Annotated in this window: 24 protein-coding genes and 2 tRNA genes; 14 read left to right on the top strand and 12 right to left on the bottom strand. The window is 67.2% G+C overall.

Going from position 1 to position 26246, the window contains the following annotated elements:
- Positions 1–1226: 1226 nt before the first annotated feature.
- Entirely contained in the window at positions 1227–3089 is a 1863-nt protein-coding gene (locus GGQ91_RS05495) for a glycoside hydrolase family 15 protein (protein WP_182591555.1), read from the bottom strand.
- 106 nt (positions 3090–3195) lie between these two features.
- Positions 3196–4440, bottom strand: coding sequence for an acyl-CoA dehydrogenase family protein (locus GGQ91_RS05490; RefSeq protein ID WP_182591554.1), 1245 nt, complete (start codon positions 4438–4440; stop codon positions 3196–3198).
- 125 nt (positions 4441–4565) lie between these two features.
- Between GGQ91_RS05490 and GGQ91_RS05485 the strand changes: the two genes are divergently transcribed.
- Together GGQ91_RS05485 and GGQ91_RS05480 are read left to right on the top strand one after the other, a co-directional pair.
- On the top strand, positions 4566–5321 hold the full coding sequence (locus tag GGQ91_RS05485) for a response regulator (RefSeq protein WP_170861821.1): 756 nt from the start codon (positions 4566–4568) through the stop codon (positions 5319–5321).
- Positions 5318–6727, top strand: a complete 1410-nt coding sequence (locus GGQ91_RS05480) for an ATP-binding protein (RefSeq protein WP_043380636.1) — start codon at positions 5318–5320, stop codon at positions 6725–6727. The genes GGQ91_RS05485 and GGQ91_RS05480 overlap by 4 nt, the downstream gene beginning before the upstream one ends.
- A gap of 23 nt (positions 6728–6750) precedes the next feature.
- Here GGQ91_RS05480 and GGQ91_RS05475 read toward each other — a convergent pair whose 3' ends face one another.
- Positions 6751–8907 carry a methyl-accepting chemotaxis protein gene (locus GGQ91_RS05475; protein ID WP_182591553.1) on the bottom strand — a complete coding sequence of 719 codons (2157 nt, stop codon included), beginning with the start codon at positions 8905–8907 and terminating at the stop codon, positions 6751–6753.
- Between the two features lie 677 nt (positions 8908–9584).
- Between GGQ91_RS05475 and GGQ91_RS05470 the strand changes: the two genes are divergently transcribed.
- From GGQ91_RS05470 to GGQ91_RS05455, 4 genes are all read left to right on the top strand, one after another.
- Positions 9585–10100: a hypothetical protein gene (locus tag GGQ91_RS05470; RefSeq protein ID WP_043380631.1), complete on the top strand. Its 516-nt coding sequence runs from the start codon at positions 9585–9587 to the stop codon at positions 10098–10100.
- Between the two features lie 220 nt (positions 10101–10320).
- On the top strand, positions 10321–11289 hold the full coding sequence (gene rocF / locus GGQ91_RS05465) for an arginase (RefSeq protein ID WP_043380628.1): 969 nt from the start codon (positions 10321–10323) through the stop codon (positions 11287–11289).
- A complete protein-coding gene (locus tag GGQ91_RS05460) occupies positions 11289–12158 on the top strand; it encodes an urease accessory protein UreD (RefSeq protein WP_182591552.1) in 870 nt (289 codons plus the stop codon). Before rocF ends, GGQ91_RS05460 begins: the two co-directional genes overlap by 1 nt.
- Before the next feature lie 117 nt (positions 12159–12275).
- Positions 12276–12349, top strand: a tRNA-Cys gene (locus GGQ91_RS05455).
- Positions 12350–12412: 63 nt separating this feature from the next.
- On the opposite strand, the gene GGQ91_RS05450 is transcribed toward GGQ91_RS05455, so the two are convergent.
- Positions 12413–14092, bottom strand: a complete 1680-nt coding sequence (locus tag GGQ91_RS05450) for a methyl-accepting chemotaxis protein (protein WP_182591551.1) — start codon at positions 14090–14092, stop codon at positions 12413–12415.
- A gap of 303 nt (positions 14093–14395) precedes the next feature.
- Positions 14396–14662 (bottom strand): hypothetical protein, encoded by a 267-nt coding sequence (locus GGQ91_RS05445; RefSeq protein ID WP_279898374.1) that lies wholly within the window; start codon positions 14660–14662, stop codon positions 14396–14398.
- A 262-nt stretch (positions 14663–14924) separates the two neighbouring features.
- Here GGQ91_RS05445 and GGQ91_RS05440 point away from each other — a divergent pair.
- A tRNA-Asn gene (locus GGQ91_RS05440) sits at positions 14925–15000 on the top strand.
- Between the two features lie 90 nt (positions 15001–15090).
- On the opposite strand, the gene GGQ91_RS05435 is transcribed toward GGQ91_RS05440, so the two are convergent.
- Positions 15091–15348 (bottom strand): hypothetical protein, encoded by a 258-nt coding sequence (locus GGQ91_RS05435; RefSeq protein ID WP_182591550.1) that lies wholly within the window; start codon positions 15346–15348, stop codon positions 15091–15093.
- A 137-nt stretch (positions 15349–15485) separates the two neighbouring features.
- Between GGQ91_RS05435 and GGQ91_RS28490 the strand changes: the two genes are divergently transcribed.
- The 3 genes from GGQ91_RS28490 to GGQ91_RS05420 all read left to right on the top strand — a co-directional run bounded on the left by GGQ91_RS28490 (position 15486) and on the right by GGQ91_RS05420 (position 18008).
- A complete protein-coding gene (locus tag GGQ91_RS28490) occupies positions 15486–15623 on the top strand; it encodes a hypothetical protein (RefSeq protein WP_182591549.1) in 138 nt (45 codons plus the stop codon).
- 366 nt (positions 15624–15989) lie between these two features.
- Positions 15990–16526: a hypothetical protein gene (locus tag GGQ91_RS05425; protein WP_182591548.1), complete on the top strand. Its 537-nt coding sequence runs from the start codon at positions 15990–15992 to the stop codon at positions 16524–16526.
- Positions 16527–16934: 408 nt separating this feature from the next.
- Positions 16935–18008, top strand: coding sequence for a sulfotransferase domain-containing protein (locus GGQ91_RS05420; protein WP_182591547.1), 1074 nt, complete (start codon positions 16935–16937; stop codon positions 18006–18008).
- Between the two features lie 343 nt (positions 18009–18351).
- On the opposite strand, the gene GGQ91_RS05415 is transcribed toward GGQ91_RS05420, so the two are convergent.
- From GGQ91_RS05415 to cysC, 3 genes are all read right to left on the bottom strand, one after another.
- Positions 18352–18783 carry a hypothetical protein gene (locus GGQ91_RS05415; RefSeq protein WP_182591546.1) on the bottom strand — a complete coding sequence of 144 codons (432 nt, stop codon included), beginning with the start codon at positions 18781–18783 and terminating at the stop codon, positions 18352–18354.
- A 746-nt stretch (positions 18784–19529) separates the two neighbouring features.
- Positions 19530–19748 carry a hypothetical protein gene (locus tag GGQ91_RS05410; RefSeq protein WP_182591545.1) on the bottom strand — a complete coding sequence of 73 codons (219 nt, stop codon included), beginning with the start codon at positions 19746–19748 and terminating at the stop codon, positions 19530–19532.
- A gap of 53 nt (positions 19749–19801) precedes the next feature.
- On the bottom strand, positions 19802–20482 hold the full coding sequence (gene cysC, locus GGQ91_RS05405; protein WP_182591544.1) for an adenylyl-sulfate kinase: 681 nt from the start codon (positions 20480–20482) through the stop codon (positions 19802–19804).
- Between the two features lie 1594 nt (positions 20483–22076).
- Between cysC and GGQ91_RS05400 the strand changes: the two genes are divergently transcribed.
- From GGQ91_RS05400 to GGQ91_RS05390, 3 genes are all read left to right on the top strand, one after another.
- The gene (locus GGQ91_RS05400; protein ID WP_043380620.1) at positions 22077–22694 is read left to right on the top strand and encodes a hypothetical protein; all 618 of its coding nucleotides are present in this window, start codon (positions 22077–22079) and stop codon (positions 22692–22694) included.
- Between the two features lie 72 nt (positions 22695–22766).
- Positions 22767–23345: an NADPH-dependent FMN reductase gene (locus tag GGQ91_RS05395; RefSeq protein WP_182591543.1), complete on the top strand. Its 579-nt coding sequence runs from the start codon at positions 22767–22769 to the stop codon at positions 23343–23345.
- Positions 23346–23680: 335 nt separating this feature from the next.
- Complete coding sequence (locus GGQ91_RS05390) at positions 23681–24013, top strand: hypothetical protein (protein WP_043352724.1); 333 nt, start codon at positions 23681–23683, stop codon at positions 24011–24013.
- 52 nt (positions 24014–24065) lie between these two features.
- On the opposite strand, the gene GGQ91_RS05385 is transcribed toward GGQ91_RS05390, so the two are convergent.
- Together GGQ91_RS05385 and GGQ91_RS05380 are read right to left on the bottom strand one after the other, a co-directional pair.
- Entirely contained in the window at positions 24066–24671 is a 606-nt protein-coding gene (locus tag GGQ91_RS05385) for a hypothetical protein (RefSeq protein ID WP_246410585.1), read from the bottom strand.
- Between the two features lie 283 nt (positions 24672–24954).
- Positions 24955–25170, bottom strand: coding sequence for a hypothetical protein (locus GGQ91_RS05380; RefSeq protein WP_043351006.1), 216 nt, complete (start codon positions 25168–25170; stop codon positions 24955–24957).
- Positions 25171–25478: 308 nt separating this feature from the next.
- On the opposite strand from GGQ91_RS05380, the gene GGQ91_RS05375 reads away from it, so the two are divergent.
- A complete protein-coding gene (locus tag GGQ91_RS05375; protein WP_164706381.1) occupies positions 25479–25631 on the top strand; it encodes a hypothetical protein in 153 nt (50 codons plus the stop codon).
- A 3-nt stretch (positions 25632–25634) separates the two neighbouring features.
- Here the strand turns inward: GGQ91_RS05375 and GGQ91_RS05370 are convergent, their stop codons facing one another.
- The gene (locus GGQ91_RS05370; protein WP_343066760.1) at positions 25635–26231 is read right to left on the bottom strand and encodes a hypothetical protein; all 597 of its coding nucleotides are present in this window, start codon (positions 26229–26231) and stop codon (positions 25635–25637) included.
- Between the last annotated feature and the right edge of the window lie 15 nt (positions 26232–26246).

Below are 26246 nucleotides of genomic sequence, written 5' to 3'. Positions count from 1 at the left end.
GTGGTGGTCCCTGTCCGAGAGAGGCCGTACCCATTTACGGCATCGCCGACCCGGTACCATGACCCCGGAGCCAAGCCAGCCGGCGCGATTGGCCATGCGTCAGCCCACAGGCTCACGAGCGCGGACATCGGCCCGGCCATCTCGGAAAGCGAGACGTCTCTTTTCGACATGCCGAGGACCGGCCGAATTGCAGCGCCGAGCCTGGGTGGTCCCGGTTCGCCTTTGTCCCGGAAGGCCGGTTTATGCCGTGACAGGCGCGAGCGGCCGAGGCTTGGCCGTCAGGTCAGCGCCTGGGGGTGCGGTGACGGCGTCCCAACATAGCCCTGAGGCCTCAGGGGGCAGCCGGTATGCGCGCGGCGGTGCTGTAGCTTCAAACGACCGGTACCGGTGTAGCTCCCGGCAACGATCACTTGGCCATGGCAGGCCGGGCATCGCTTCGGGGTCATCGTGTACAATCCGCGTGCCTCCGCGAGGCTGACCGGCGTCCACGCCTCGCCCACCTTCACCTCACAGATCTGCTGGTCAGCAGCGGGAATAACACCCACCGCTATCGACCGAGCGATGGGCCGCCGGATGTCCCCCCGGTACCGGGCGGCCCGCTGGTGGGCGTGCCGCCGATGTTCACATCTGGCGTCGTGCCCGGCACCGAGGAGTTGCTGGGATTGGCTTCGTTCCCCCGTGTGATCGGGCTGGGGCCCAGATCCCGGGTGCCGGGGGGGACGCCGCCGACCGTCGCGGGTGGGGCGACACCGGTGTTCCCGGCGCCTCCTGTGACCACCTGGGCAACGGCAGGGCCGGCCAGAACGATGCTCAGGACGCCGGCGAAGGCCATGGTGGTGCTGGTCATACAAGTGTCCGTGCTGCGTGCTGCGTGCTGCGGCACAGGAACGGCCCAGATGTCCCGAAGTTCGAGGGGACCGTGCGCTGGGCCCGGAGGCGCCCGATCAGGGGCGCCATTGGAGACCTGCTGATGCGGCTGTGGTTCTGGCTAGGGCTGCTCTGCCGGCCGACGCGGCCGCTGTCCATCGCGTGGCGAACCGCCGCGATCCACCGCCGAATGCCTTCGCGTGACATCACGTCTCTCCCGAGGGCAGGGAGAGGCTACATTGCGAGGCGTGTCCGCGGCGGCGTTAGGCCGGCGGGGCACCAGCGCGATCCGCGCCCATACGCGGAAGTTGAGAGGAAGCCCCGGCCCAACGGGTAGGTGCCATCGCAGATCCGGATCCCTATTCCGCCGCCGAGGCCATGGCATCCGCACCATCGTCGGCGCCGAAGCGCGCGATGCTGCTCTCAAGCCGCAGCGCCGCGTTGATCAGGGCCATGTGGGAGAAGCCCTGCGGCATGTTCCCGCGCTGCGCACCTGTGGCCGGATCGATCTCCTCCGCGAGCAGCCCGACATCGTTGGCCCGGGCGATCAGCCGCTCGAAAGCGGCCTTGGCCTCGGCCGCCCGTCCGCCGAGAGCGAGACAGCCGACCCGCCAGAAGGCGCAGGCCGTGAAGGTGCCCTCGTCCCCCTCCAGGCCGTCCTCCATGCGGTAGCGATAGATCAGGTCGCCGACACCGAGTTCCCGCTCGACCGCCGCGAGGGTCGCCCGCATGCGCGGCTCCGTCGGATCGAGGGCGCCGAACAGGGCCGCGCGCAACACCGCGGCATCGAGATGATGCGAGCCGTAGGCGCCGACATAGGCCTGCTTCTCCGCGTTCCAGCCCTGTTCGAGATACTCCGCCCGGATCTCGGCAGCGATTCGCTCCCATTCGGCAATCGTCTCCGCGGCCACGCCCGCGATGTTGCGGGCGATCCGGGCGGCGTCCCTCAGGGCCACCCAGATCATCGCCTTGGTGTGGACCTGCTGTCGCGGCCCGGTGCGCAGCTCCCAGATGCCGTGATCCGCATCGTGGCGGTGACGGATGGCGCGGGCGGTGAGGTTGTGCAGCACCTCCGGCAGGCGGTCGTTGACCTTCTCGGGCGGGTCGTAGTCCACCGCCTCAAGGAAGATGCACAGCGCCCGGAGCAGCTCGCCGTAGATGTCGTGCTGATCCTGAGCCTCGGCGACGTTGCCGATCACCACCGGCCGCACGCCGTTCCAGCCCGCGAGATGGCTCAGCTCCTCCTCCGGCGGCATGCCGTCGGCGATGCCGTACATCAGCCGGGTCTCCCGCCCGTAGGTGCCGTCGCGCTCGCGCAGGAAGCGCAGGAATTCGGACGCCTCGCGGACGTAGCCCAGCATCACGAAGGCGGTGACCGTGAAGGCGGCGTCCCGCATCCAGGTGAACCGGTAGTCGTAGTTGCGGTTGCCCGGCACCGCCTCGGGCAGACCGGCGGTGGCCGCTGCCACGATCCCGCCCGAGGGCGAGTAGGTCAGCAGCTTCAGGCACAGGGCGGACCGCATCACCGCCTCCCGGTAGGCGCCGCGATAGGTGCTGCGGGCGCACCAGCGACGCCAGTAATCGGCGGTGGTCTCCAGACGGCGTCGGGCGCCGGCGTAATCCTCGATGCAGGCCTCGTCCTGATCCTCGCCATGGGTCAGGACCAGATAGGCGGTCTCTCCCGCCGACAGGCTGAACCGCACTTCGGCGGCATCCCCGTCGAGGGTGGGACAGGGCTGCGCGTTGACGCGCAGACGCCAGTCTCCGGCCTCGAACAGGACGGATCCGCCCGCCATCAGGGGCGTGCAGGGGCGTCGCGCATAATCGAAGGTCGGCCGCACCCGGAACGCGCCCGTCACCCGGCCCTGCTCGCAGGTGAGCAGCCGGATCAGCCGGCTCTCGCTCTCGCCGTCCGGGCCCTCGTCGGGCTCCGGGCTCGGCGGGTTGACCGGCATCAGGTCGACGAGGCGCGCCCGGCCGGTCGCCGTCGTGAAGGTGGTCTCCAGGATGTTGGTGTCGGGCAGGTAGCGGCGCGCGGCCTCGGTCGGCCCGTCGAATGCGACGCTGCACGAGCCACCCGTGTCGTCGTCGAGGAGCTTCACGAACAGGGCCGGCGAATCGTGACGTGGCCAGCACAGCCAGTCGATCGATCCGTCGCGGGCGATCAGCGCGCAGGAATGGGTGTCACCGATGAGGGCGTAATCGCTGATGGGCTTCGACACAGGGCTTCCGGCTGGCGGCACCCGGTCCGCCGGGCAGTACAGAGTCCTGAGGTAGCCGGAGTACGCCGGGCGGGGAGTCCCGCTCGACGATTCGCCGCACGAGCGATCAGGCCGCCGGCCGGGGCAGCATCCGGTCGCTGATGATCCGGCGCTGGATCTCGCTCGTGCCCTCGAAGATCGTGGTCAGCCGCGCGTCGCGCCAGTAGCGCTCGACCCGACGCTCGGTGGTGTAGCCGTTGCCGCCATGCAGCTGCATCGCCTGGTTGGTGACCCGCACCGCCATCTCGGTGGCCAGGAGCTTCACCATCGCCGATTCGCTCTCGGCGGCCTCGCCCTGGTCGAGGAGGTGGGCGACCTGATGCCAGAAGGCCCGCGCCTGCGCGACCTCGGCCGCCATGTCGGCAAGGGCGAAGCGCAGCGCCTGGAAATCGCCGATCGGGTGGCCGAACTGGACCCGCTCCTGAAGATAGCTCTGGCAATCCTCGACCGCCGCCCGGGCGACGCCGACGGCCCGGGCCGCCGTGTGGACCCGGGCGATGTTGAGGCCGCGCTGCACCGCGGCGAAGCCGCCGGAATCCGCGTCCGCTCCCTGGTCGCCGTAGAGTCCGGTGAGCCGGTCGCTCTCGGGCACGCACACGTCCTCGAGGGTCAGTTCGAAGGTCTGGAAGCCGTGGTAGCCGATCTTGTCGATCACCCTCCCGGTCACGCCGGGCGGGAAGCTGTCGCGTTCCTTGAGCACCAGAAAGGGCTCCAGGCCGGCGGAGCGCGATTCCCCGGGCTCCGGGTCGCGGGTGCGCGCGAGGACCTCGATGAAATCGGCGCCCTTTGCGAAGCCGGCCCAGCGCTTGGTGCCGGTGAGCCGCCAGAGGTCGCCGTCCCGCACCGCCCGGGTCTGCACGCCGGCGAGGTCGGAGCCGGCATTGGGCTCCGACAGGGAGATCGAGCCGATCCATTGTCCCCGGGCCGAACGGCGAAGCAGCTCCGCCCGGCGCTCCGCGTCGAGGGTCTGGGTGCCCAGGCCCTGGCCGCGCGCCAGGATGCTGCCCACGGAGAGCCACGCCCGCGCCAGTTCCTCCGAGACGAGGCAGTACTCGAACACGCCGAGGCCCAGGCCGCCGTGCTCTGCGGGGATCGTGATGCCGAACCAGCCCTTCGCGGCCATGGCGTCGATGAGCGTACGCGGCATCTCGGCCTTCTGCCGGTCGAGCGTGTCGGCCATCGGCAGCACCGTGTCGCGCGCGAAGGCGCGGGCCTCGGCCTGAAGCGCCGCCCGGGCCTCGGTCCGCCAGGGCGAGGCGAGTTCCGGCGGCTGCGGCGCGATCAGGTCCTTCCGATCCTCGGATCCGGTCATCGTTACCCCCGTATGGTTTGACGCCATGTGGCAACTCAGTTGAGGCCCGTGCGGGAAACACGCGCTTACAAATTGGTTCCGTCGCCCACCTTCGAATAATCGGCGGATCGGGCCATAATAGCCTGATGATGCAGGCCGAACCGCTGACCGATTCCTTCGCGATGAACGCACCCGCAACACCCCACATCCTCGTGGTCGAGGACGATCGAGAGATCTCGGCCCTGATCGCGCGCTACCTGCGCGGCAACGATTGCCGGGTCACGCTGGCGGGTGACGGGGCCGAGATGGACCGGGTCCTTGCGGAAGCGCGGATCGACCTGATCGTCCTCGACCTGATGCTTCCCGGCGAGGACGGACTGAGCCTGTGCAAGCGCCTGCGCGGCACGTCGCAGATCCCGATCCTGATCCTGACGGCGAAATCCGAGGAGGTGGACCGGATCCTCGGCCTGGAGCTCGGCGCCGACGATTACCTCGCCAAGCCGTTCAACCCGCGGGAGCTGCTCGCTCGCATCCGCGCGATCCTGCGGCGGGTCGCGGCCGAGGCCCCCGACGCGGACGAGCGGCGGCGGCTGCATTTCTCGGGCTGGACGCTCGACGTGTCCCTGCGCCAGGTTCTGTCCCCCGAGGGCGCCCGCATCTCGATCACCGGGGCGGAGTTCGATCTCCTGCACGCCCTCTGCCTCAGGCCCGGGCGGGTTCTGTCGCGGGACCAGCTCCTCGACCTCACGCAGGGCCGCTCCGCCGGCCCGTTCGAACGCAGCATCGACGTGCTGATCTCCCGGATCCGTCAGAAGATCGAGCGCGACACCCGCAATCCGGAATTCATCCGCACGATCCGGTCGGGCGGTTATCTGTTCACGCCGGAGGTCACGCGGTCATGAGCGGTCTGCGCCGTCTTCGCGCGCGGCTGCGTCCGAAGACCATCGCGGGCCAGATCGCGCTGCTCGTGGTCGCCGGCATCGCGGTCGCCCATGTGGTCGCCACCGCGGCATTCCTGATTCTGCACGAATCGCAGAACCCCGACACGCTGCCGGGTGTGGCCGCGAGCCGCCTCGGAGTGCTGGTGAGACTGCTGGACGCCGCCGATCCGGCGGCGCGGCCGGCCCTGCTCGCGAGCGGTCGCAGCCTGCCGCTGATCCATGTCGAGCCCTGGGACGGCACCGTATTGCCGGGGGCGACGTCGCCGCCCGACCTGCCGGTGATCCGGCGGCTGCGCAACGGCGCCGGCCGGCCGGTGACGATCACCGACCTCTCCGCGGCCGATCCGGACGGGGAGCGGTCGGACGCGCGGCTGCATATCGGCATCGTCACGCCGGCGGGCGCGCGGCTCCAGGCGACGCTGCCGAACGATCCCCTCCGTGGGCCCCGCCAGGGTGCGCTGATCTTCACCGTCGTCTTCCTGGCGCTGACCCTGGCGCTGCTCTGCGTCTGGGCCACCCGCGCCCTCACGGCGCCGCTGAAGCGGCTCGCCGGTGCCGCCGAGGCGTTCGGCGCCCGCGACGACCACGTGGCGCTGCCGGAGGCGGGCCCGCGCGAGGTGCTCGCCGTATCCCGGGCGCTGGATCGGATGCGGTCGCGGGTGCGCCGCCTGATCGACGACCGGACGCAGATGCTGGCGGCGATCAGCCATGACCTGCGCACGCCGATCACCCGGCTCCGCCTGCGCGCCGAGTTCATCGAGGACGAGCACGCCCGCGCCTCCACCCTGCGCGACCTCGACCAGATGAACGGCCTCGTCGAGGCGGCGCTCTCCTTCGTGCGCGACGGCCAGATCCGGGATGCGAACAGCCACAGCCTCGTGGACCTCGCATCGGTGGTCCAGACGGTCTGCGACGACTTCTCGGATTTCGGATCCCCGGTCAGCGTCAGCCGCAGCCGGCACGTCCTGGTCCAAGGAAGGCCCGAGGAACTCCAGCGGGCGGTGACCAACCTCGTGGACAACGCCGTGAAGTACGGCGGCCGCGCCGAAGTCCAGATGGAAGCGTCCGAGCGCGGTGTCCGGGTCTGCATCCTGGATTCGGGCCCCGGGATTCCCGAGGCGGAGCGGGAGGCCATGCTCCAGCCCTTCGTGCGCGGCGACCGGGCCCGCAATCTCAACGAGGCCAGCGGCTTCGGACTCGGCCTGTCGATCGTGCAGGCGATCGTCGAGGCCCATAACGGGCGCCTGCAGCTGGAAAATCGCCCCGGGGGCGGGCTCTGCGCCGCGATCGAACTGCCCCTGGCCGCACAGGCCTTCGCGGGGCGCGCGGCGCAGAAGCCCGTGCCGCGTCCGGCCGAGGCGGCCTGAGGCCGCCTCGGGTCTCGTCCGGTCTACGCGGCCCGCACGTTGCGCAGGAACTGCGCCACCTCGGCGCGGAGCTGCTCCGAGCGCGTCGCCAGGGCATCGGACGCCTGAGCAACCGAAGCCGCGGCCTGACCCGCATCGCCCGCGACCCGGGCGACCTCGGCGATCTCGACGGTCATCGTGCCGGTGCCGGCGGACGCCTGGCCCATGCTGCGGACGATGTCCTGCGTGGTGACGCCCTGCTGATCCACCGCAGCCGCGATGCTGGTCGACACGTGGTTCATCGCCTCGATCTGAGCCGTGACTCCCTGGATCGCACCGGCCGCATCGCCGGTGACGGTCTGGATCGCCGCGACCTGCCGGCTGATCTCCTCGGTGGCCCGGCTGGTCTGGGCGGCGAGTTCCTTGACCTCGGAGGCGACCACCGCGAAGCCGCGCCCGGCCTCGCCGGCCCGGGCCGCCTCGATCGTGGCGTTCAGGGCCAGCAGATTGGTCTGACCGGCAATCGTCGAGACCATCCCGACGACGTCGCCGATCCGCGTCGCTGCGGCGGCCAGCTCCGTCATGGTCTGCTCGGCCCGACGCGCCTCACCGACGGCCGTCGCCGACATCCCGGCCGCCTGCTCGACCTGGCGGCCGATCTCCTGCACGGTGGCGCCGAGTTCCTCGGCCGCGGCCGCAACGGTGTTGACGTTCTCGGAGGTCTGCTGGGCGGCACTGGCGACGCTGGTCGAGCGTTCGGACGTGCCCGCGACCGCACTCCGCATGGTACCCGAGGCTCCCTGAAGCTCCGTGACGGCCCCCGTCAGGCCCTCGACGATGGCCCCGACCGAGCGTTCGAAGCCGTCGGCGAGATCTTTCAGCATGGCGCGGCGGCTCTGCTCCTCGCGCAGACGCGCGGCCTCGGTCGTCTGAAGCTGCTGGGCGGCATCCTCAAGCGACATGTCGCGGATGGTGACGACCGCGCGGGCGATGTCGCCGATCTCGTCCCGCCTCTTGCTGCCGGGAACGTCGGTCAGGGCCTGGCGGTCGGCGAGGGCCTTCAGCGCGCGGGTCAGGGCTCCCAGCGGCGACACGATCGAGCGCGCGAGCAGCAGGCCGAGCACCGCGGTGACGGCCAGGACGATGAGACCGGTCAGGATCAGCGTCCGAGACAGGGCCTGCACGGCATTGATCGCCTCCGCCTGGGTCTGCTCAGCCAGCACGGTCCAGGGCGCGCCGAGGACCGTCACCGGCGAGGCGGCCGCCATGTGTGCGCCGTTCTCGGCCGTGAAATCGACCGGACCGCCGACCTTGACCCGGTCGGCGGCCAGGCCGATTCCGGCGAGGCCTGCACCCGCATGCAGAGCTGGGTTCAGCGGTGGATTGCTGCGCAACAGGCCGTCTGTCCCGACCGCCAGGATCTGCCCGGTCTCGCCGAGACCGGTCCGCTTGGACAGCGTTTGATCGAACAGGGTCGGCGTGACCCGCATAACGATGTAGCCGGTCCGCTCGGCCGCCTGCGCCGTGCCCATGGCGACGTTCGCCCGCTTGGTCATGACACGGCCGATGAAGGCAGCCGGGGTCCCATCCACCGGGTAGGCGGCGAAATCCTCGAAGAGAACCGCGCCCGGATCGGCGGACTTGAGACGCTCGACGAGCCGCGCGAGCGCCGAGCCCGCCAAGCCATCCTCCGAGACCGATTTGGCGAAATCGGCGCCCTTGGTCGTGGTGTAGACGATCCGGCCGTTGTTATCGACGAACATCAGGTCGGCGTAGCCGGGCTGGGCCACGAGCTTGTGGGCCACTTCCTGGACCTTGACGTGGCGCCGGGCATACATCGACGTCATGCCGCTGCCGTCGAGGGCGATCCGCGCCTCAGCCGTCTGAGGCGCTTGGAACGCCTCGATGACGCTCGCGGTGTCGGGCTTCGCCGGGTCGAGATTCTCGATCAGGTCCGTGAAATTCGAGACGATCTGCGGATGGGTCGCCACCGCCTGGAAGTCCGCCTGCATCCGGTCCGCCACCAGCTCGATCGCGTCCCGCCGCGCCGCCGCGGCGAGTTCGAGGCGCTCGTGCGCCGCGGTGATCAAGCCCGACCGCGCCGAGTACCAGCTGAATCCACCCATGGCGGTGGCGCTCAGAAGCGCGAGGCCGACGGTCGTCGCGGGAAGGCGCGTGCTCAGCCGCGAAAGCGTTTTCATGATGACCCTGAACTATTGAATGACGGCGATCCAACCAGTCCAATGGCCCGACTCTTATAAAAATCTCGTAAACATCGATGCAGCGCGCGGATATCGAGCACTGGCACTATACAACCTGAAAGAACGTGCTCTGCCAAGAATTCAAGTTGTGGACGGGCCCCCTTCGGTTTTCGATAGTCACCCGCCCTGCGGCCATGGCGGAGGGTCTGCAGCATTGCGGACCCGGCCGGCGCGCGTGCTGGCTCTCCTGCTCCCGGAATCTCGGATCATCACGGTCATGTCCACGGACCGTCCTCGTAATCACTCGGCCATCTGACGGTGACCCGGTGCCGGTCGGGCTCCGAACCCAAGGCGTGGATGCGCACGGGCCGGCGGTGATCCGATGCGCGACGGTTGGGCCGCCGCTGGGGGCAGGCGAACGAACGGTTTGCGACTGTCGAAAGGCAACAGTCGACCGCCCTGCGCGGCCGGACGCGCGATCTGGATCCCCGAGACCGCGCCGCGATCTGGCCCGCCGCGCGGGCCTTCGGCCGCTCGTGAGCCCGCCATCTCGGGCTGTGATGCAGCATCCGCCGACGATGCAGCCGATATCCGGAGGTTGGACAAGTCGGGTGCTGCCGCGCGACCCTTGGCGGCGGTAAGTTCGGTCGCATCTGCCGCGTCGGCGGAGGCACGGTATGTTCATCAATAGCGACGCCCTCGCCGGCGTCCTGCGACTCCTCTGGATCGCGATCGTCCTGCTTGGGGGTGTGATCGTCGCGCATCTCGTCTGGGTCAGCCGTGTCGCGCGCTGTCGGGCATTGGCGTCCATGCCGCTGCCGACGAAGATCGCGATCGTGGGCGCGGCCTTCGCGACGCCCGTCGTCGGCTTCTATGCCGTCGAGATCGCGTCTTGGCACCGGCGGCAGGCGGCGCGGCCGCGCTTCCGCGTCCCGCGACACATCGCGGTCGCCGCTTTGCTCACGCTGGCGCTGGCCGCGGCCGGCACCCTCTTGGTGGAAGGGCGGGCGGTGCCGGAGGACCGATCCTGGTGGCGTGCGGCAGGTCGTTTCGAGGCACAGGTCTGCGTGCTGCTGATCGGGCAGGTGTTGGTGTTCATGATCCTGCGCGTGTTTCTGACGGCCCGACGTCCAGCGCTGCTGTGGATCGCCTACGTCCTCTCGGCCGCGATCCTCGCTGTCCTGCTCGTCTGAACTTGTCTTCGAGGGCGGCCGGGTACACGTCGATCCCTGAGACCTGATCGTTGGGCGTGTGCCAGGGCGTCCATCGCGCGCAGGATCCGTTTCCAGCCCGGGATGCGGTCTCGCAACCGCCATCGGCGGCCGGTTATGAACCCGATGGCCGAGGCTCTGCGGAGCGCGGGTGCGCCGAGACGGCGATGGTGAAGGCGATGGTGACGGCGATGGAGACGGGATGAGCAGCGAAGTCAGCCTCCACGCGGCGCGCAGCATTGCGCTGATCGGCGCGCCGATCGAAGTCGGAACCAGCGAGCCCGGCGCCCTCATGGGACCTGCGGCCCTGCGCACGGCCGGGCTCGTCCGCGCGCTCGGCGAACTCGGCCATAGCGTCACGGATCGCGGCGACGTCGCCCCGGAGGGGCCCGCTGGGATGCGCGGGCTCGATGGCGTCGCTGCCTGGACGCGGGCCCTGTCCCGGGTCGTCGAGGGCGCCCTCGATGCCGGGTCGCTTCCGTTGACGGCCGGGGGCGATCACAGCCTGTCCCTGGGCTCCGTCGACGGCGTGTTGCGGCACTGTGCGCGGCATGGCCGATCCGTCTTCGTGCTCTGGCTCGACGCCCATGCCGACTTCAACACGCCGGCGACCTCGCCCTCCGGGAACGTGCACGGCATGCCGCTCGCCGCCCTGTGCGGCGAGCCGGGCTTTCCACGCCTGTTCGCCGAGCCGGTCCCGCAGCCATTGTCCCCCGCCAACGTCCACCTGTTCGGGCTGCGATCGATCGATGCCGGCGAACGTGCGCTGGTGACGACGCGGCGGGTCGGCATCACCGACATGCGGACGATCGACGAATTCGGCGTGGTCGCGCCGCTCCGGCGGGTGCTCGACCGGGTCGCGGGCCAGGGCGCGCATCTCCATGTCAGCCTCGACATCGACTTCCTCGACCCGTCGATCGCGCCCGGCGTCGGCACCACGGTCCCGGGAGGCGCCACCTTCCGGGAGGCGCATCTCATCATGGAGATGCTTCACGATTCCGGTCTGGTGCAGTCCCTCGACGTGGTCGAGCTCAATCCCTTCCTCGACGAGCGCGGGCGCAGCGCCCGGGTGCTGGTCGAGCTCGTGGCGAGCCTGTTCGGCCGTCGCATTCTCGACCGGCCCACCCTGCCGGTCGAGGCCGCCCCCATCGAGCCGGCCGGGCGCGGCTGATGGACCACCGCCTCCCCACGTCGTCATGCCCCCCCGCGGCGACCGGCGCCCCACCGGCACGCCAGCGCTCGGACGGGCGCGTCCGGCTGCGGGTGGGCCCGACCCACCCGGGCGGAGCGACGCGCATCCTCGATCTCGCCGAATCCGGCCCGTCGCGGCTCCGATTTCCACGGGGAACGGGCGCGCTGGAAACGGTCCTGGTCAACACCGCAGGCGGCGTGGCCTGCGGCGACACCTTCGCCATCGACCTCGCTCTCGATCCGGGCGCCGAACTGGTCCTGACCACCACCGCAGCCGAGAAGATCTACCGATCGGACGGCCCCGTAAGCCATATCGCCAACACCCTGGCTCTCGAGGCCGGCGCGCACCTCGCCTGGCTGCCGCAGGAGACCATCCTGTTCGACCGCGCCCGGGTGCGCCGCCGATTCACGGCCGATCTCGCCGAAGGTGCAGCGCTGATCGCCGTGGAGGTGGTCGCCTTCGGCCGAGCGGCCAGGGGCGAGCGGATCACGGACGGGCTGTTCGCGGATTCCTGGCGCATTCGCCGCGGCGGCCGGCTCGCTTACGCCGACGATCTTCTGCTGGACGGCCCGATCAGCGATCTCCTCGCCCGTCCGGCGGTGGGCGGGGGAGCGCGCGCCTGCGCGACCGTCCTCGACATCGCCCCCGGCGCGGAGGCGCGCCTCGAGGAGGCCCGCGCCCTCCTGGCCGAGGCCGCCGCACCCGGAACAGAGGCAGCCGCGAGTGCCTGGAACGGTCACTTGGCGATCCGCGCCCTCGGGGAGGCCGTCGGCCCGTTGCGCGGCCTCATCGCCCGGTTCGTGGCGCAGTATCGCGGCGTCGCGATGCCCCGGGTCTGGCAGAGCTGACAGGAACCGCCACGTCGGCGGCTCAGGACCGTTGCCTGCGACGGCCGACCTCTGCTAGAGACGCGCACCCGGAGCTGTCCGCCAAGCTCCGGACCGGATGGCAACGCCGTTCAGGAAGGCCTCGTGGCGGAGTGGTTACGCAGAGGACTGCAAATCCTTGCACCCCGGTTCGATTCCGGGCGAGGCCTCCATCCTTCTTCTTCCTCTCCTGGCTGATCCCGCCGTGATGCTCCGGCGTGAGCGTCGCCGCGCGCTCATGCGCTGTGGACCTGCGTCGTGAAGGTCTCGATGGCCTTCTGCAGGCTGTGCGCCCCGGACGTGACCCGCACGGCGCCACCGCGCACCTGTCCGGCCTGCGCCTCGTTGGACGCGGCGGCGGCCTGAACACCGGCAACGCTCTCCGAGACCCTCCGGGCGTCCGCGGCCGCGCTGGAGATCGCCCGCGCGATTTCCTGGCTGGCCTGGCCCTGCTGATCGGTGGCCGTCGCAACTTCGGAGGCGATCAGGCTCATGCGGGCGATCGTCTCGCCGATCGTGCCGATCGCGCCGACCGTGCGTCCTGCGGCCCCCTGGATCGCCCCGACCTGCCCGGTGATGCGGTCGGTGGCGAGCGCCGTCTGGCCGGCCAGGGCCTTCACCTCGGCGGCGACCACCGCGAAGCCGCGCCCGGCGACACCGGCCCGGGCGGCCTCGATCGTCGCATTGAGCGCCAGCAGATTGGTCTGCCCGGCCACCTCGCGGATCAACGTGACCACCGTGCCGATCTCCTCGGCCGCTTGCGACAGGCTCATCACCGTCTCCTTCAGGCCCTGCGTGTCGGAGAGGGCGGAGGAAGCGATCTCGCTCGTGTGCCGCACCCGGGCCTCGATCTCCCGGGCCGAGACCGAGAGTTCCTCGGCAGCGCTGGCGATGTTGTCGACCAAACCGGCACTCTGGCTGGAGGCACCCGCCACGATGGCGGCCTCGGACGCCATCGCGCCGGCATTGCCGGTGAGCGTGTCGGCCGCCGCCTGCATCGCCTCGGCCGATCCGGCGAGATCGGCGACCGCGCGATGCGTCTCGGCCTCGAAGGCATGGGTCGCCGTCGCCAAGGCTTCCGCCCGGATCCGGTCACGGTCACGGCGCATCTGCGCCTCCGCGTCCAAGCCGCGCTTCTCGATCAGAGCGGTCTGGAACGCCGCGATGGCGGCTGCCATCTCGCCGATCTCGTCGCGCCGATGCGTGAACGGGATGACAAGGCCGAGGTCGTTGGCGGCGAGCGCCGTCATGCCATCCTTGAGACGGTGCAGGGGGCGCCGCACCTGGGTGACGATGATCCAGACCGCCGCGAGCAGCCCCAGCACGAGCGCCACCGCCGGCACGACCACGAGGGTGATCCGCGCCTGCCGCCGGTCGACGGCGTCCCCGGCGCGTCGGGCATTCAGGCGGCTCAGCACCTCCCGTCCAAGGGCGCCGATCTCGGCCACCATGCGCTCCCGATTCTTCACGGTCGCCTCGTCGGTCGCCTGGATCAGGGCCGCCTTGGGCGACACCGTCAGCCCCAGCTCGGCCGTGTCGGTCTGGTAGGCGATGAATTCCTTCACGAAGAGATCGAAGCGCCGGCGCCGATCCTCGGGAAGCTGATCTTCCATCGCCGCGAGGAAGGGTCCGCGCACCTGCTCCACCGTCGCAAGGGCGTCGTGGAGTGCCGACAGGCGTGTCCGTGCCTCCGCGGTGTCTTCCGCCGTGTAGAGGGCCGTGGCCTGCACCACCGCGTGCTCGATCGCCTGACCCAGGGCACCGGCCTGCAGCCCGGCATTCCAGATCCTGTCCGTCGCGGCGGCGCGCTCCTGCTCCCAGTTCGACTGCCGGACGGCGAAGGCCGCGATGCCGATCGCCACGAGGGCCAGCAATCCGATCACTGCCGAGAGCTTGAGGCCGAGTGAAATTCGCATAGGAGCCGCGCCGCTTCAGCGAGGGTTACGAAGAGGCGCAGATATACACGAACACTTCCTTTTGAACAGGTAAATATAGCCGGCAAAATCTATTATCTGATATGGCGATCGAGGCCGAGATCTATCAACGAATAGCCAGATCCTGCAGCACGCACTCAGAATGATCGCGCGCATACCGCGTGCTTCCGGACCGGACGACTGCGAATGCTGGATCTCGCGAGCGCTGGAGCCGCGTATTGGACCGCTTCGGGCCTATGGACGCCCGCGTGCCGGTGGCGGGCTGCGCGCCCGCCGCGAGACCCGTCAGCGATCCCGCGCGACGGGGGCCGGACTGCGGACCGGCTGACGGCGGGATTGCTCCTGCATCCGGAGCGCGGCGACGATCTCCCGGCGGAGGTCATCGCGCTGCACGTCGACGAGATCGGGCAGAATATCGGCCTCGTGCTCGTCCAGGACCGCGATCAGTCGGGGACGGTCGGCGGCCCACTCGAAGGCGACGCGCACCTCGCGCTCCGCATAGGGGTCTTGGGGGTTCAGGCAGTGATGGGTCAGCATGATGGCAACGGACACGCACCGGGTCGTCCGGGCTGGCGCTCCCGTAGGATCGCGTCGCGACATTCGCATGACCCTGGCGGCGACGGCCGGAGCGAGCGGGCCAAGCCAGCGGCGGGACCCGGCGCATATGTTGCCAAAAAGCCACATAGCGGGCGCTCGACTGCCATCGGTGCAGGCCGCGCCCTGTGACGCAGAGCGCCGTGCCGTGGAATGACCGCGGATCATGCGTCGAGGCCCTTGCGTCCCGCGATCGCGGTGTGTAGAGACCCCCTCGTGATCCCCGATAGCTCAGTTGGTAGAGCAGGCGACTGTTAATCGCCTTGTCGCAGGTTCGAGTCCTGCTCGGGGAGCCATCACTTCTCCCAACATCTTCAGGCGCTTGGAGCAGCCGGGGCGATACCTTCGCGTTACCGCGGATCGAGCCCCTGTTACCGCGGCTTGTTTCAGGCTTGTTCGCGGCCCTTCCGTCGCGCGGCCCGAAGCTCGGCGACGCGGCTCGATTGGACCACGCCTTTGCGGTTGCAGATCATCGTCGTCGACATCTGCGTAGGCGTGGCCGTCCGCATCGCGTCGGCTTTGTCCGCGCCCGCTTCGAAGGCGTTGGATACGGCACCGGCGCGGCTGTCCATGCTGCACAGATCGTCGGGCCGGCCGCCCGGGCGATCTTGCGGAACGCCTGCGAGAAGTGCGTCGCTGTCCATGGCAACTTCGAGCGCTCGTCGATCACAACAGGCCCGACGCCGCGATTTGGTAGCTCGGCGAGGAACTCGGGATGCGGCCCGTCTTGATCGGGCAGCCCTGGGCGAGGAGCTTCCCGCCAGCCACACACCAGAAATCGATGCGCCCCTTGTGGCGCTTCATGCACTTCAGCCCGCCGGCGCTGCCGCTTCACGATCCTTGGTCCAGTGAGGACTACATGGCCGCCGCCAACTTCCAGCGGGCGCTCGCGCTCCTCCTGGTGCACGAGGGCGGATAGGTCGATCACCCCGCGGACCCGTGCGGAACGCCGAACCTCGGGATCACCCTCGGAACCCTCTCCGGCCGGCTGGGACGAGCGGCACCGACCATCTCGGAGCGGCGCATCGCCGAAACCGCGAGGCGATAACAGCGCGGAACAGCAGCACGGGCGCGCGCAACGTCATCTCGCAGACGCAGGCCGACCGCACGGCTTCGATGGAGCGCTTTGCCGCGAAGCTCGGTCAGCTCGCGCCCCACGTCGCCACCCTGGAACCCCTCAACGCCGAACGGAAGAGCAGGATCGAATGCATCGCCTGATCCGTCGGCGGCAAGGTTTCGAGCCTTCTAGGGCCGCCGTAATGAGAGCGCTTAAGAGGCTGCAGCAGTGGCTGACGACGCCGAAGTCCGCTCGCCCGATGCGCGGGGCGGCCCGCCACCGGCCGCCCCCAGCGAAGCGGGGGCGGCCTCGATCAGCAAAGCCCGGCAGGCCAATGACCGCGCCGCCTGGAGGCTCGTGCTCACATCCGGCCTGCTGACGATCGGCTTCGGTCTCCTCGCTCACGCGGAGTCGCCGGACGACCTCAGCGAAAGCGTCCGGCTTTTCATTCTCTTCGCAGCGGCGATCACTACGGGGACCTGCCGGCCAAACGCCATGCGTGCGATCACCGGCAGGGGGGGGGGAGCGGATCCATCGAACCGCGGGGTTCTGCGCGTCTTCCTTCCGGCAATCGGGCCGGTGGGGACGGGGTTCTTCGGCGGGCTTTGGCGGTTCGGCGGGTTCCAAAACTTCATCGTCGACACCGCGGCCAACTGCTGCTTCATCACTCTGACGGGCGTCGGCTTTATGCCGATGATGAGCACGCCCAACCACTTCGATGAGGGCGTGCCACCGAAGACGCGCATTCTTCTCGGCATCAAGTGAGGGATCGCGCTGAGCCTCGCACTGATACTGGTGCTGACTCTGACACAGTTCGATCTGCGCTGGCTGGTCGGGAAGCTGCGCCCCAGCTCGACCGGGGGCCATCGATCTGAGGCGGATTACGATCGGCCCCGCCACCGTCTACCTTTCACCAACCCCCAAAGCAGTCACCTCGAACCGCCCGGCTCCGGCCGCGGCGGTTTTTTCGTGCGCCGCGCCAGCAGGAACGTGGCAAGAGCGCAACTTGATCACGCGGCCGTGATCAACGCGCGAATTTGGCCTTACAGCATTAGAGATAAGTCGGTAAATGGTAGGATGGTGGCTGTTTCAGGCGCCAACGACAGCTGATGATCCCCGTCCGCCGCTCGCCTTGCGCGAGCGAGATCTGTAACGCGTCTTAATACTACAACGGTGCTCGCCTTGTCCGTAAGCTTGATCTATCCATATGACTGGCAGGTTCTGGGGCGGCGCCCAGAGTTTATAATAGTGCGCAGGCATCTACAGCAAAACCTGCATTTCACCATTGAGACGATCGATGAAAACGCGTCAAGAAAGCCCATCGCCCCCGCGTACAATGAGCCGACATTCTCCGAAACTAATTTTACCGAGTGCTTGAGCGTTTCCGAAGATCTTGATAAAGGCAAGTACGTATTTTGCATATTTGATAAGCGCTTTAGCACAAAGATTGCCGAAATCGGATTTATAGTCGACGACGTGGATTTGCCGAGCTTACGATCCAGCCTTGATTGCATTGAAAAGTTGTTTTTGCAGTGCTCACGACTGCGATTTGCAGGAAATGGCCCAGGAAAATCTGGCACCACTTGGGTATATAGGCTTCTTGGCAATCTTCCCGGCTGCCGTGTCGTCGACATGGGCACAGCAAATCTGAGTGGCGTTGACGCACGGGAGCTCCCAAACGTTGGCTATGCGGAAAGCTATCATGGTCATCTGACATACCACCTGAATGTGGTTAGCGATTTGCGGCGACTAAATTTTGTAACGCTTCATGCTTGCAGAGACCTGCGAGACCAAGTCGTATCCGAATATTTTCACAAGTTTTCTATGATGCGAGGCAGCCATCGACCCGATCTCGACAACCTGCCAGCGCAAGATATGCTGAAGTTCAACAACATCCATAAATGGTCTTCGTCAATCTACTTAGCCTACGATGCGATCGCCTGGAAAAAGAGCAGCGATTGTGAGGTGGTCCGTTACGAAGATCTCATAGACGATGCGCCCGGAGAATTGCGACGGGCACTTCAAAAATTTGGCCTCGTTCTAGACGATGCGCTAGCAAGGTACATCACAACAAAGAACGATTTTAAGGTTATGACAAGCGGGCGTGATCGCGGCCATGCGGATCCCAACAGCCCTCTCAGAAACGGCGTTGTCGGGGACTGGAAAAACTATCTCTCTGCCGAGACCGCGGATAGAATTGTAGATCATTATCGTTATTATTATGAAGAGTTTGGTTACGCACCATAAGTCCCTCATATGTTTTTCCTGGCCGCCCGGCATTTTGGGCGGCCGTTACACCCGGTACTGACGCACGACGAGTGTAGATATTCTCGACGGAGCCGGTCAGCAGCCAAGAGGGGTAGCAGCTGGACCGCTTGAGCTTCATGCGGGCGGCGACATCGACCATGACGTTCTGCGCGTGAGAACTGTTCGGAGTCCCCAACTCCTGGCCGATGACGATGAACGTATGCCTGCACGACATTCGCGCTGTAGCGCGCGGTAGCGGAGGACGGCATCTCGGGCATGTTGTCGATGTTGATCAGCACGGGCCAGCGATGCGTCTGGTCCGTTTCGGGTGTTCCGGCCTGAATCAGCTAAACACGATGCGGACCGGGTGACTCGACCTGACGCAATGCTCCCCGAACGGACCGGGGAGCATAATACACTGGACCCTCACCGCTTGTGGCAGATTGATGATCGCACAGGAACGGCATCCCAGCTTACGCATGCAAGAGGTCAGGTGACCGGGCCCGCCCTCGATCTCGCACACCTCTGGCGCGTCGTTGCCCGACGCTTTCGTAATCTCACAGGTTCGCCAGGCCGCTTGGATGCCGCTACGTAGACGCAGGCCGAACAACCGACCGTCTTGCTGAGGTGCCGGCAGATCAGGCCCGATCTCATCTTCAATGCGAGCCATGATGCCGTCGAGATCGGCGAGACGGATGACGCTCTGGCCATTCTTACCGCAGAGCACTCGGGACGCGCCTACTGCTTCAGCCAAGCGCAAGAGGCGGTCGAACATGATTGAGCCGATATGCTGCCGCGACGGGATCAACTTAATCAAGGCGTTGTAGACTTGCTCTACTCGGAGACGACTATGCGATACCGGGGGTTCAACGGCTTTTGAGCTAGCCGTTGATTGCTTCGGTGGCGCCATTCCCGAGCGTAGCATACTCCGGAGCGCACATTCGATTGCACACACTCCAGCTACGGGCGACGCCTACTGAGGCGCCAATGTCGGCCAGTCGCTCTCCCCTCCAACTCCCGCCGGCCGCCGCCACCGGGCGCGATCAGATCGAGCGCCTGTCGAAGCACGCCTCGCCGTGCTGGTATCTCATCCCGACGAGATGGACGGCGATGCGGGCGAACGCGCTGGCCGTCATCGACCAGTTGGGCACCGGAGCTCACCGGCTCGGCTGGATGGCGTTGCGCAGCCCTCGGCGACAACCTGAACCGCCGCCCGCGCGGAAGTACGGGCACCTTTGCCTCGCTGCGATCACGCTGCCGTAGTTGGCGAACAAGATCCCGCCGGTGCCGCTGGGCGTCCCCGACACGATTGAGGTCTATCGCGACGCTGCTGGCAACATTGAGTTAGATCACGCCTGGATTGACCTGTGACCGTGGCGCTGCCCGCCATCAAGGCCACCTGTTTCGAATGATCAACCCACGAGGTCGCCCTTCGTGACAAAGCTTGGATCGTGCGGAAGCTTGAGTTGCCACCGAAGCAACGTTTGTCTCAGATCGCTGATCATTCAGCTCAACCAAACGTCACCGCTTCTCCAGTCGTTTCTCGCCTGCGATGAACACGCGTACCACTTCGCCGGTAGATTGGGTTCGGACGAGGGCCTCCGATCCGCTCTCGACGGGCCACATCTTGATGATGACACCGTGGATATCGCCATTGTCCGAGCGATAATCCTGCCCGACTTCGAGACGTTTTCGCACAATTTCCACAAGCGCCCCCGATGCCGCGATCGTTCGCACCATGCGGAAGACGAATAGATGTATCTGTATGTGTCTGCTACGCCCGGGCCGTTATGTCAGGTCATTCCATGCACTCTTTCGACTTCAAAACTCCGTGATCCGGCCTCCTTTGCTGCAGCTCTGATATCGACGGAGGACTGCATCAACTTAGGGATGAGTGACGCAGCGGATTGGCTAATAGTGTATCCCTCAGTTTGAACTACGACGTCTGGCGTTTCGGGTGGTTCATAAGGTGCGGAGATGCCGGTGAAATGCGGGATCTCACCGACCCGGGCACGATGATAGAGCCCCTTAGGATCGCGTGCTTCACAGACCTGAATCGGCGTATCAATGAATATCTCAAGAAAAGGTACGTCGCCCGCTATGCTGCGCGCCATAGCGCGCTCGCGGCGAAAAGGGGAGATCAGTGAAACAATGACTACCAGTCCAGCCTCAGCCATGAGGCGTGCGGTCTCGGCGGCGCGGCGAATATTCTCAACGCGGTCAGCGTCTTCGAAGCCCAGGTCGTTGCTGAGACCGTGACGCAAGTTGTCGCCGTCAAGCACCATGGTGTGACGCCCGGCCTCAATAAGCGCGCGGTCTACTGCGTTGGCAATGCTCGACTTCCCTGCGCCAGACAGGCCGGTGAACCAAGCTATCACCGGGCGCTGTGCTAAGGCGCGCCACCGCTGCTCACGAGGTAGCAACGTGTGCCATGTAAGGTTGCGGGGGCCCGCGTCGTCAGAACGCTGAGTCATAAAAATTACCGTTCGTACAACCTGAGGGTAGCCTACACACTTCATGCGACGACGAATGTGCTATAATAGGCACTGTGTCATGGATGAATTTTGTCGGTCGGAAGGCGCAAAAAGGCTGAGTTCACGATTGCCGTCTTCACCGTGTCCAGGTCCGACAGATCTGGCTGACTACCAAGCCGTCGCCCTCTAGGCGCGCGAGCGCGGGGTGGCGTCCGCGGTGTGCTCGCGGCCGGGCAGCCTCGCGCAGTTCGGAGACGGTCGCGGGATCTTCTGCCATCGCGGCGGCCTGTTGCAGCCGGCGTGGCGAGCCCATGAGGCCGAGGCACATGACCAGCACCATTAGATCTCCGTCTGTCGGGGACTCACTGTCGACCAGCCAAAGCGGGTCTCTGATGCTCCATGGCTTTACTGTGCAGCCAGAGAATCGATGTGCCGCAACGGCTTCGCGAATCGGATCGTACCCCTCGCTCATGAGGCTAGGCTACCGCGGGCAGGAAAGGGCGCGAGACGGCGGGACCGCGAGGGCGAGAAGCCCAGTGTTCGCGCGACAGATTGTTCGCACCAAACGACTGGGTTTTCCTTGCGATTTCGACCGATGTTTTTATTTTCTATCAATTTATATCTACAGGCTACCGCAATTTTCGAGTCTTGCATTGCACTCATTTCGTCGTTTTAGACTGATTGTGACCGCCGAATAAATCGAACTCACTTCGACCTGTCATTGCCTGACGCTCAACGCCGCAAACGGATTATTCCAGAGGGCCCTAAAAATATCAAGACAAAATCGTTCGAATGCATGACAATATATAGATAGCAGCAAATATCTTTCTAATACACCAATCATTGCTGTATTCGGAACTCCTGTGATTGAGCGCTGGCGAAACGTCCAAAAGTTTCTCTTCGCCAAATGGTTGCGTTGACCTGCTCGGCGCGCTGTTCGGCGGCAAACGGGGCTCACCATGACCGGCCGCCGTAACTCAACCCACGGCAACGCCGTCCTTCCGAACCAATGACATGGCCCCGACTGTCAATCGCCGTGTCGCGGGTTCGAGTCCTGCTCGGGGAGCCATCAGCCCCCATCACAGCCCCGCCTCTCGGACCGCACGGCGTTGGTCGCTGATGCCGATCCGTTCTTGCGACCGGATCTCGGGGCCCCTTCGTCAGCAGCCGCTTCAGCCCGTCCGTGCGCCGGCCCAAGATCCCGGCCGTCGATACGGCTGAGACGCGCGCAGCGCTCACGGCGAAATGCCGGTCGCGAGCGCGATCGAACGGTCTCGGGGCGGCCGCGCATGTCGGCGGCCGCGTTCACCCGGAGCGGCACCCGAAATGTCGGCGGGCCGCGGCGGGGACCGAAGGAGGCGCCCCGGCTCTGCCGGGCGTAGAGCGGATCAAGATCGCCGTGCTTGTCTTCGTCGACGGACAGCCCCCCGCGCCGCACCGACCTGACCCGCCCCCTCTCGGCGGGGTAGAGCGGCAGAATCTGCCGCTGGGCCGATCCTGCCGGTCCCCGGCCCGGGAGCGTCGCTGAAATCATTGGGAAAATTCTGGAATGCGCCGTGCCTCCCCGAACCGAAGGCGGTCGCGGAGGCGTAGCATGTCGGCGAATGCGGTTACGGGCAGTTCTCTCCAGCGGGATCTTGTCAGCGCCCTGAGACAGGCGCGTGCGGCGAATACGGCCCGGATCGAGGCCGGCGCCTCGACCACGGCGGGCCAGGATCCGACCACCACCCAGGCTACCGGAAGCACCGGGCAGACGACCGGCACCACATCGACACCGACCCTGTCGAACGATCTGATGGCGTCGCTCCTGCAACTGCAATCCGACTTCAGCCAGATGGGCCTTCAGAGCGGCGTCACCACACCGGCGGACGCCACCGCCAATGCCGACGAAGCCTCCGCGACCGGCACGTCGTCGAGCCCGACCGCGGACGGCGCGGCGCCCGTCCATCACCGTCGCGGCCACCATGGCCATCGGCCGGCGTCGGACGCGACGCAGAGCGGTGCATCCGCGACAACCGGCGCCGCAACGGACGGCGCGTCGTCCACAAGTGCGTCCACCGGTACGACGGCGACCGCCGATGCCGCGTCGGCGACCGGCAGCGGCGACGGCCTGCAATCCTTCCTGCAACAGGTGACGAAGGCGATCGCCGCCTATGCGACGGGCGGCCCGGTGGGCATCGCGGCTGCACTCACCAGCAGCACCCAGGCCTGACCCGGCCGGGATCGCCTGGCGTCTGGAGTGGTCCGCCGGCCTCTGGCATGATCGGGGGAACCGGAGATCGCCATGCCCCTGACCATCCCCGTGATTCTCGGCAGCGTCCGCACCGACCGCATCGGCAACCGAGCCGCGCAGTTCCTGATCGCGCAACTCGAGGCGCGCGGCCACGCCGCCCCGCTGGTGGACCCCGCCGAGCTGAAGCTTCCGCTCCTCGACCGGATGTACAAGGAATATTCGGCCGGCACCGCGCCGGAGCCCCTGCAGCGCCTCGCCGACCTCTTCCGCGGATCGGACGCCTTCCTGGTGGTCACGGCCGAGTACAATCACGGCGTCCCGCCAGCGCTCTCCAACACCCTCGACCATTTCCTGGAAGAGTACTTCTGGCGGCCGTCGGCCATCTGCTGCTACTCGGCCGGTCAGTTCGGCGGCGTCCGGGCGGCAATGGCATTGCGGGCGATGCTTGCCGAAATGGGCATGTCCAGCATCCCCTCGCTCCTGCCGATCCCGCGGCTCCAGAAAGCCATCGACAGCCAGGGCATTCCTGCCGAGCCCTGGATCACGACGGCGGCCAACCGCTTCCTCGACGAACTCGAATGGTACGCCGAGGCCCTGCGGGACCGGCGCCAGCGCGGCACGCCGTACTGAGCGGCAGCCGGCCGCCCCAGCCCCGTCGCGGCGGCGTCTTCGCCCCCTCGCGGGAGACAACGCCCCCGGTGCATCGGAGGTATTCGAACGGCCAAGCGCACCTCGATGCGCGCAATTTTGCGCCATGAAGTGATCGAGACAGCGCTTTCGATTCTCAGGATGCGCAAATACTCGACACACGATTGCAGAACAACTTTGCATGATCTCGCCGACGAAACGGTGAACGCGCCGCGCGCCCGGCGCACGAGACAGTATTGCTCTGTTGCAAAAAGGTGGCTGCACGGTGAGCCGAAGTATGAGAGCTTGGCCGTGTTCCCCAACGCGGACCGATTCCGATGAAGATCGACGAGAGGGCGCTCCTGCAGGAGCGCGTGCGGACGCTTGTCCTGCGCCATGCCCTGGAAGCCGTACTGGACCGTCTTGCATCGGCCGCGCGGGATGCGGGACGGGATGCCGAGGCGGAATTTCTCGGCCTGGAGCAGTCGCTGATCGCGGCCGCCCGCAGCGTCGCCGACCGCGCCAGCGCCCAGAAACTGGCTGTCCTGGTTGCCGTCGAGGACGCGAGCACGACGATCCGGGCCGCCTTCGACAACGCGCACGAGCGCCTCGACGTGCTGCGACCGTCGCATCTCACCCTCGTCGAACCGGAGGCTGCCGTCGCAGCCTAGCAGCCGCGCCGTCCCCCGCAGAGAGCCGGACCGGTCGTCGGGCTCAGGGCTCTCAGCGCGGCCCCGCCTCAGGCAGGGAGCCTTCGGGGTCCAAGGGAATTAGCGCGCGGAATGCCGCGAGACCGGCGGAGAGCCGCGCCAGCGTGGCGAGGCCGAGCGCCAGGAAGACGGCCCCGCCGGTCAGGACGACACGCTCGATCCGGTCCGTATTGATGATGTGGTCGGGGACCTCGACGCATTGCACGAGGATCTCGGCGACGAGCCCCAGCACCAGCAGGGCGAGGCCGCAATGGTGGCAAAGCGCGTCGATCGCCGCCTCGCGATCGGGATCCTCGGTCGGAAGGCCGCCGAGGAGATGGCTCACGCCAGGCCGCTCTTCCAGCACCACGCCCCAACCGATCAGGATCACGCCCATCCCCTCGATCAGATGCCCGGCCTCGTGAATCGTGGCGTGATGCTGAAATCCAGCGCCCCAGAGCAAGATCGCGACCTCGACAAGCGCGAGCGTCAGCGGCAACGCGATCAGCACATTAAACGCGAAGATCGACCAGCGGTTGAGAAGTGATCTTGCCAGCATGGACCGAATGAAAGTCTGAACTCGCAGGGGCGCAGAACTCTGGCGCGACCCAGAGCCACTGTCACTGGATGAAATCAGCAAGAGCGCGTCGCTTCAGCCCCGTCAAGAACTAGAGACTGTTTGGAACGCAGGGGCCGCGATATGGGATTATACGCCCCCCCTGAGAGACCCTGGGCACCGCGCGGCGCCAGCGGCCGCGCCGCGCACGGCGTCGAATCCCGTTCCCCATTCGGATGCGAGGCACGAAACCATCGGCCCGGCCCGGATGGTGCTCGACCGCGGCCCCCGACTTTGCAGCGATACGGGCGGAAGCGTCAGGAAGGCCGCCCGAACGAACGCATCCGATCCGCTCCTGCCCCGGCGCTCACTGCTTGGCGCGATTGATGATCGCCCACAGCACGCGGGCGACGGGCTCGGTGACGGTGCGGCGGTACTTGCGGTGGACCAGCTGACCGTTGTGATAGACGTCCTGCTCCACATAGAGCCGCTCGCCGTCCCAGCGGACGATATTGTCGGACTCGATGGTCTCCTCGACGCCGAGATCGCCTCGGAGAATCGAGTTGCCTGTCTGGGTCAGCATACGCGCGTCCTCGTTCACGCAGTCGGTTCCACCCGGGGAGCGCCACCGCGGCCCTGGCAGCGCGGCTCCCGGCGGCCCCCGACACCGGGCAGCATAGGAGTGCATCGGTGTACACGCCAGCGACCCGGTGGACGCAATCGTCGGACCGTCACCGCACCGGGCGCCAGGCTCCGACGCGCCGGCATCGGTCTCGACGCGCCCCGTGTGCGCTTCGGCACGTTCAGCTCGGCCGTAAGGTGCGATGCTTCACATGCGCTCCGATCCGCATGCACGTTGCAGGCGGGACCGGCGGCGCGACGGAGGCGTCCATGCTCGCTCGCCCGTTCCGCCTGATCGCCCCGGCGCTGGCTGCCCTCGGCCTCGTGGCCCTGCGCCTCGCAAGCCCGTTCATCGGGCCGGCCTCGCCCCCGCAACCCGGCACTTCCACGGATACGGGGGTCGTGTTCCGGCACTACCTCTGAGGCTCAGCCGCGCCGGCTCAGAACGGCCGGCCCGGGCACCGGGCATGCGGATCCGACTGCAGGTCCGAGAACGATGTCGCCCTGCCGCGGGTTGTTCACCGTAAAGGGAGCCGTCTCCTGAAGACCGATGAAGCCGCGCCCCAGTTGCGGCACGAACAGGTCGCCCCCGAACCGGACGAAGCAGCGGTCGAGGACCGCCTCATAGTCGAAGGTCCGCTGGACAACCGGGCCCGCGCCCACGCCCGGCATCCCGCAATAGCCCGTGATGTCGATCTGGCCCGGCCGTGACAGCCGCATCGGCAGCGACCGACCGGGCAACAGCGTGGCGGGCGGCCCGCCATCCTGGCGGGCGACCAGGACCAGGTTCGATCGATTGTAGACCCGCCGCAGGCAATCCGCCGACGCGCCAGAGACGCTCAAGACCGTCCCGGCGATGCCGAGCGCGAGTCCGGCCCATGCCCATGCTACACGCTTCGTCAACGCAATTCCTCCGCCGGCCGGGCGCTCGATCGGTCGAGGCCGTCGATCATGCCGCTTGCGACTTGAACAGCGGCCAGCTTGGCCGCGCAAGACGAACGCGGCAAGATCGGCCGCGTTCACGCGCGCTGCGTAAAT

The sequence above is a fragment of the Methylobacterium fujisawaense genome (assembly GCF_014138435.1).
GTDB classification, from domain to species: Bacteria; Pseudomonadota; Alphaproteobacteria; order Rhizobiales; family Beijerinckiaceae; genus Methylobacterium; species Methylobacterium fujisawaense.
This window is presented reverse-complemented; position numbering and strand designations above follow the sequence as displayed.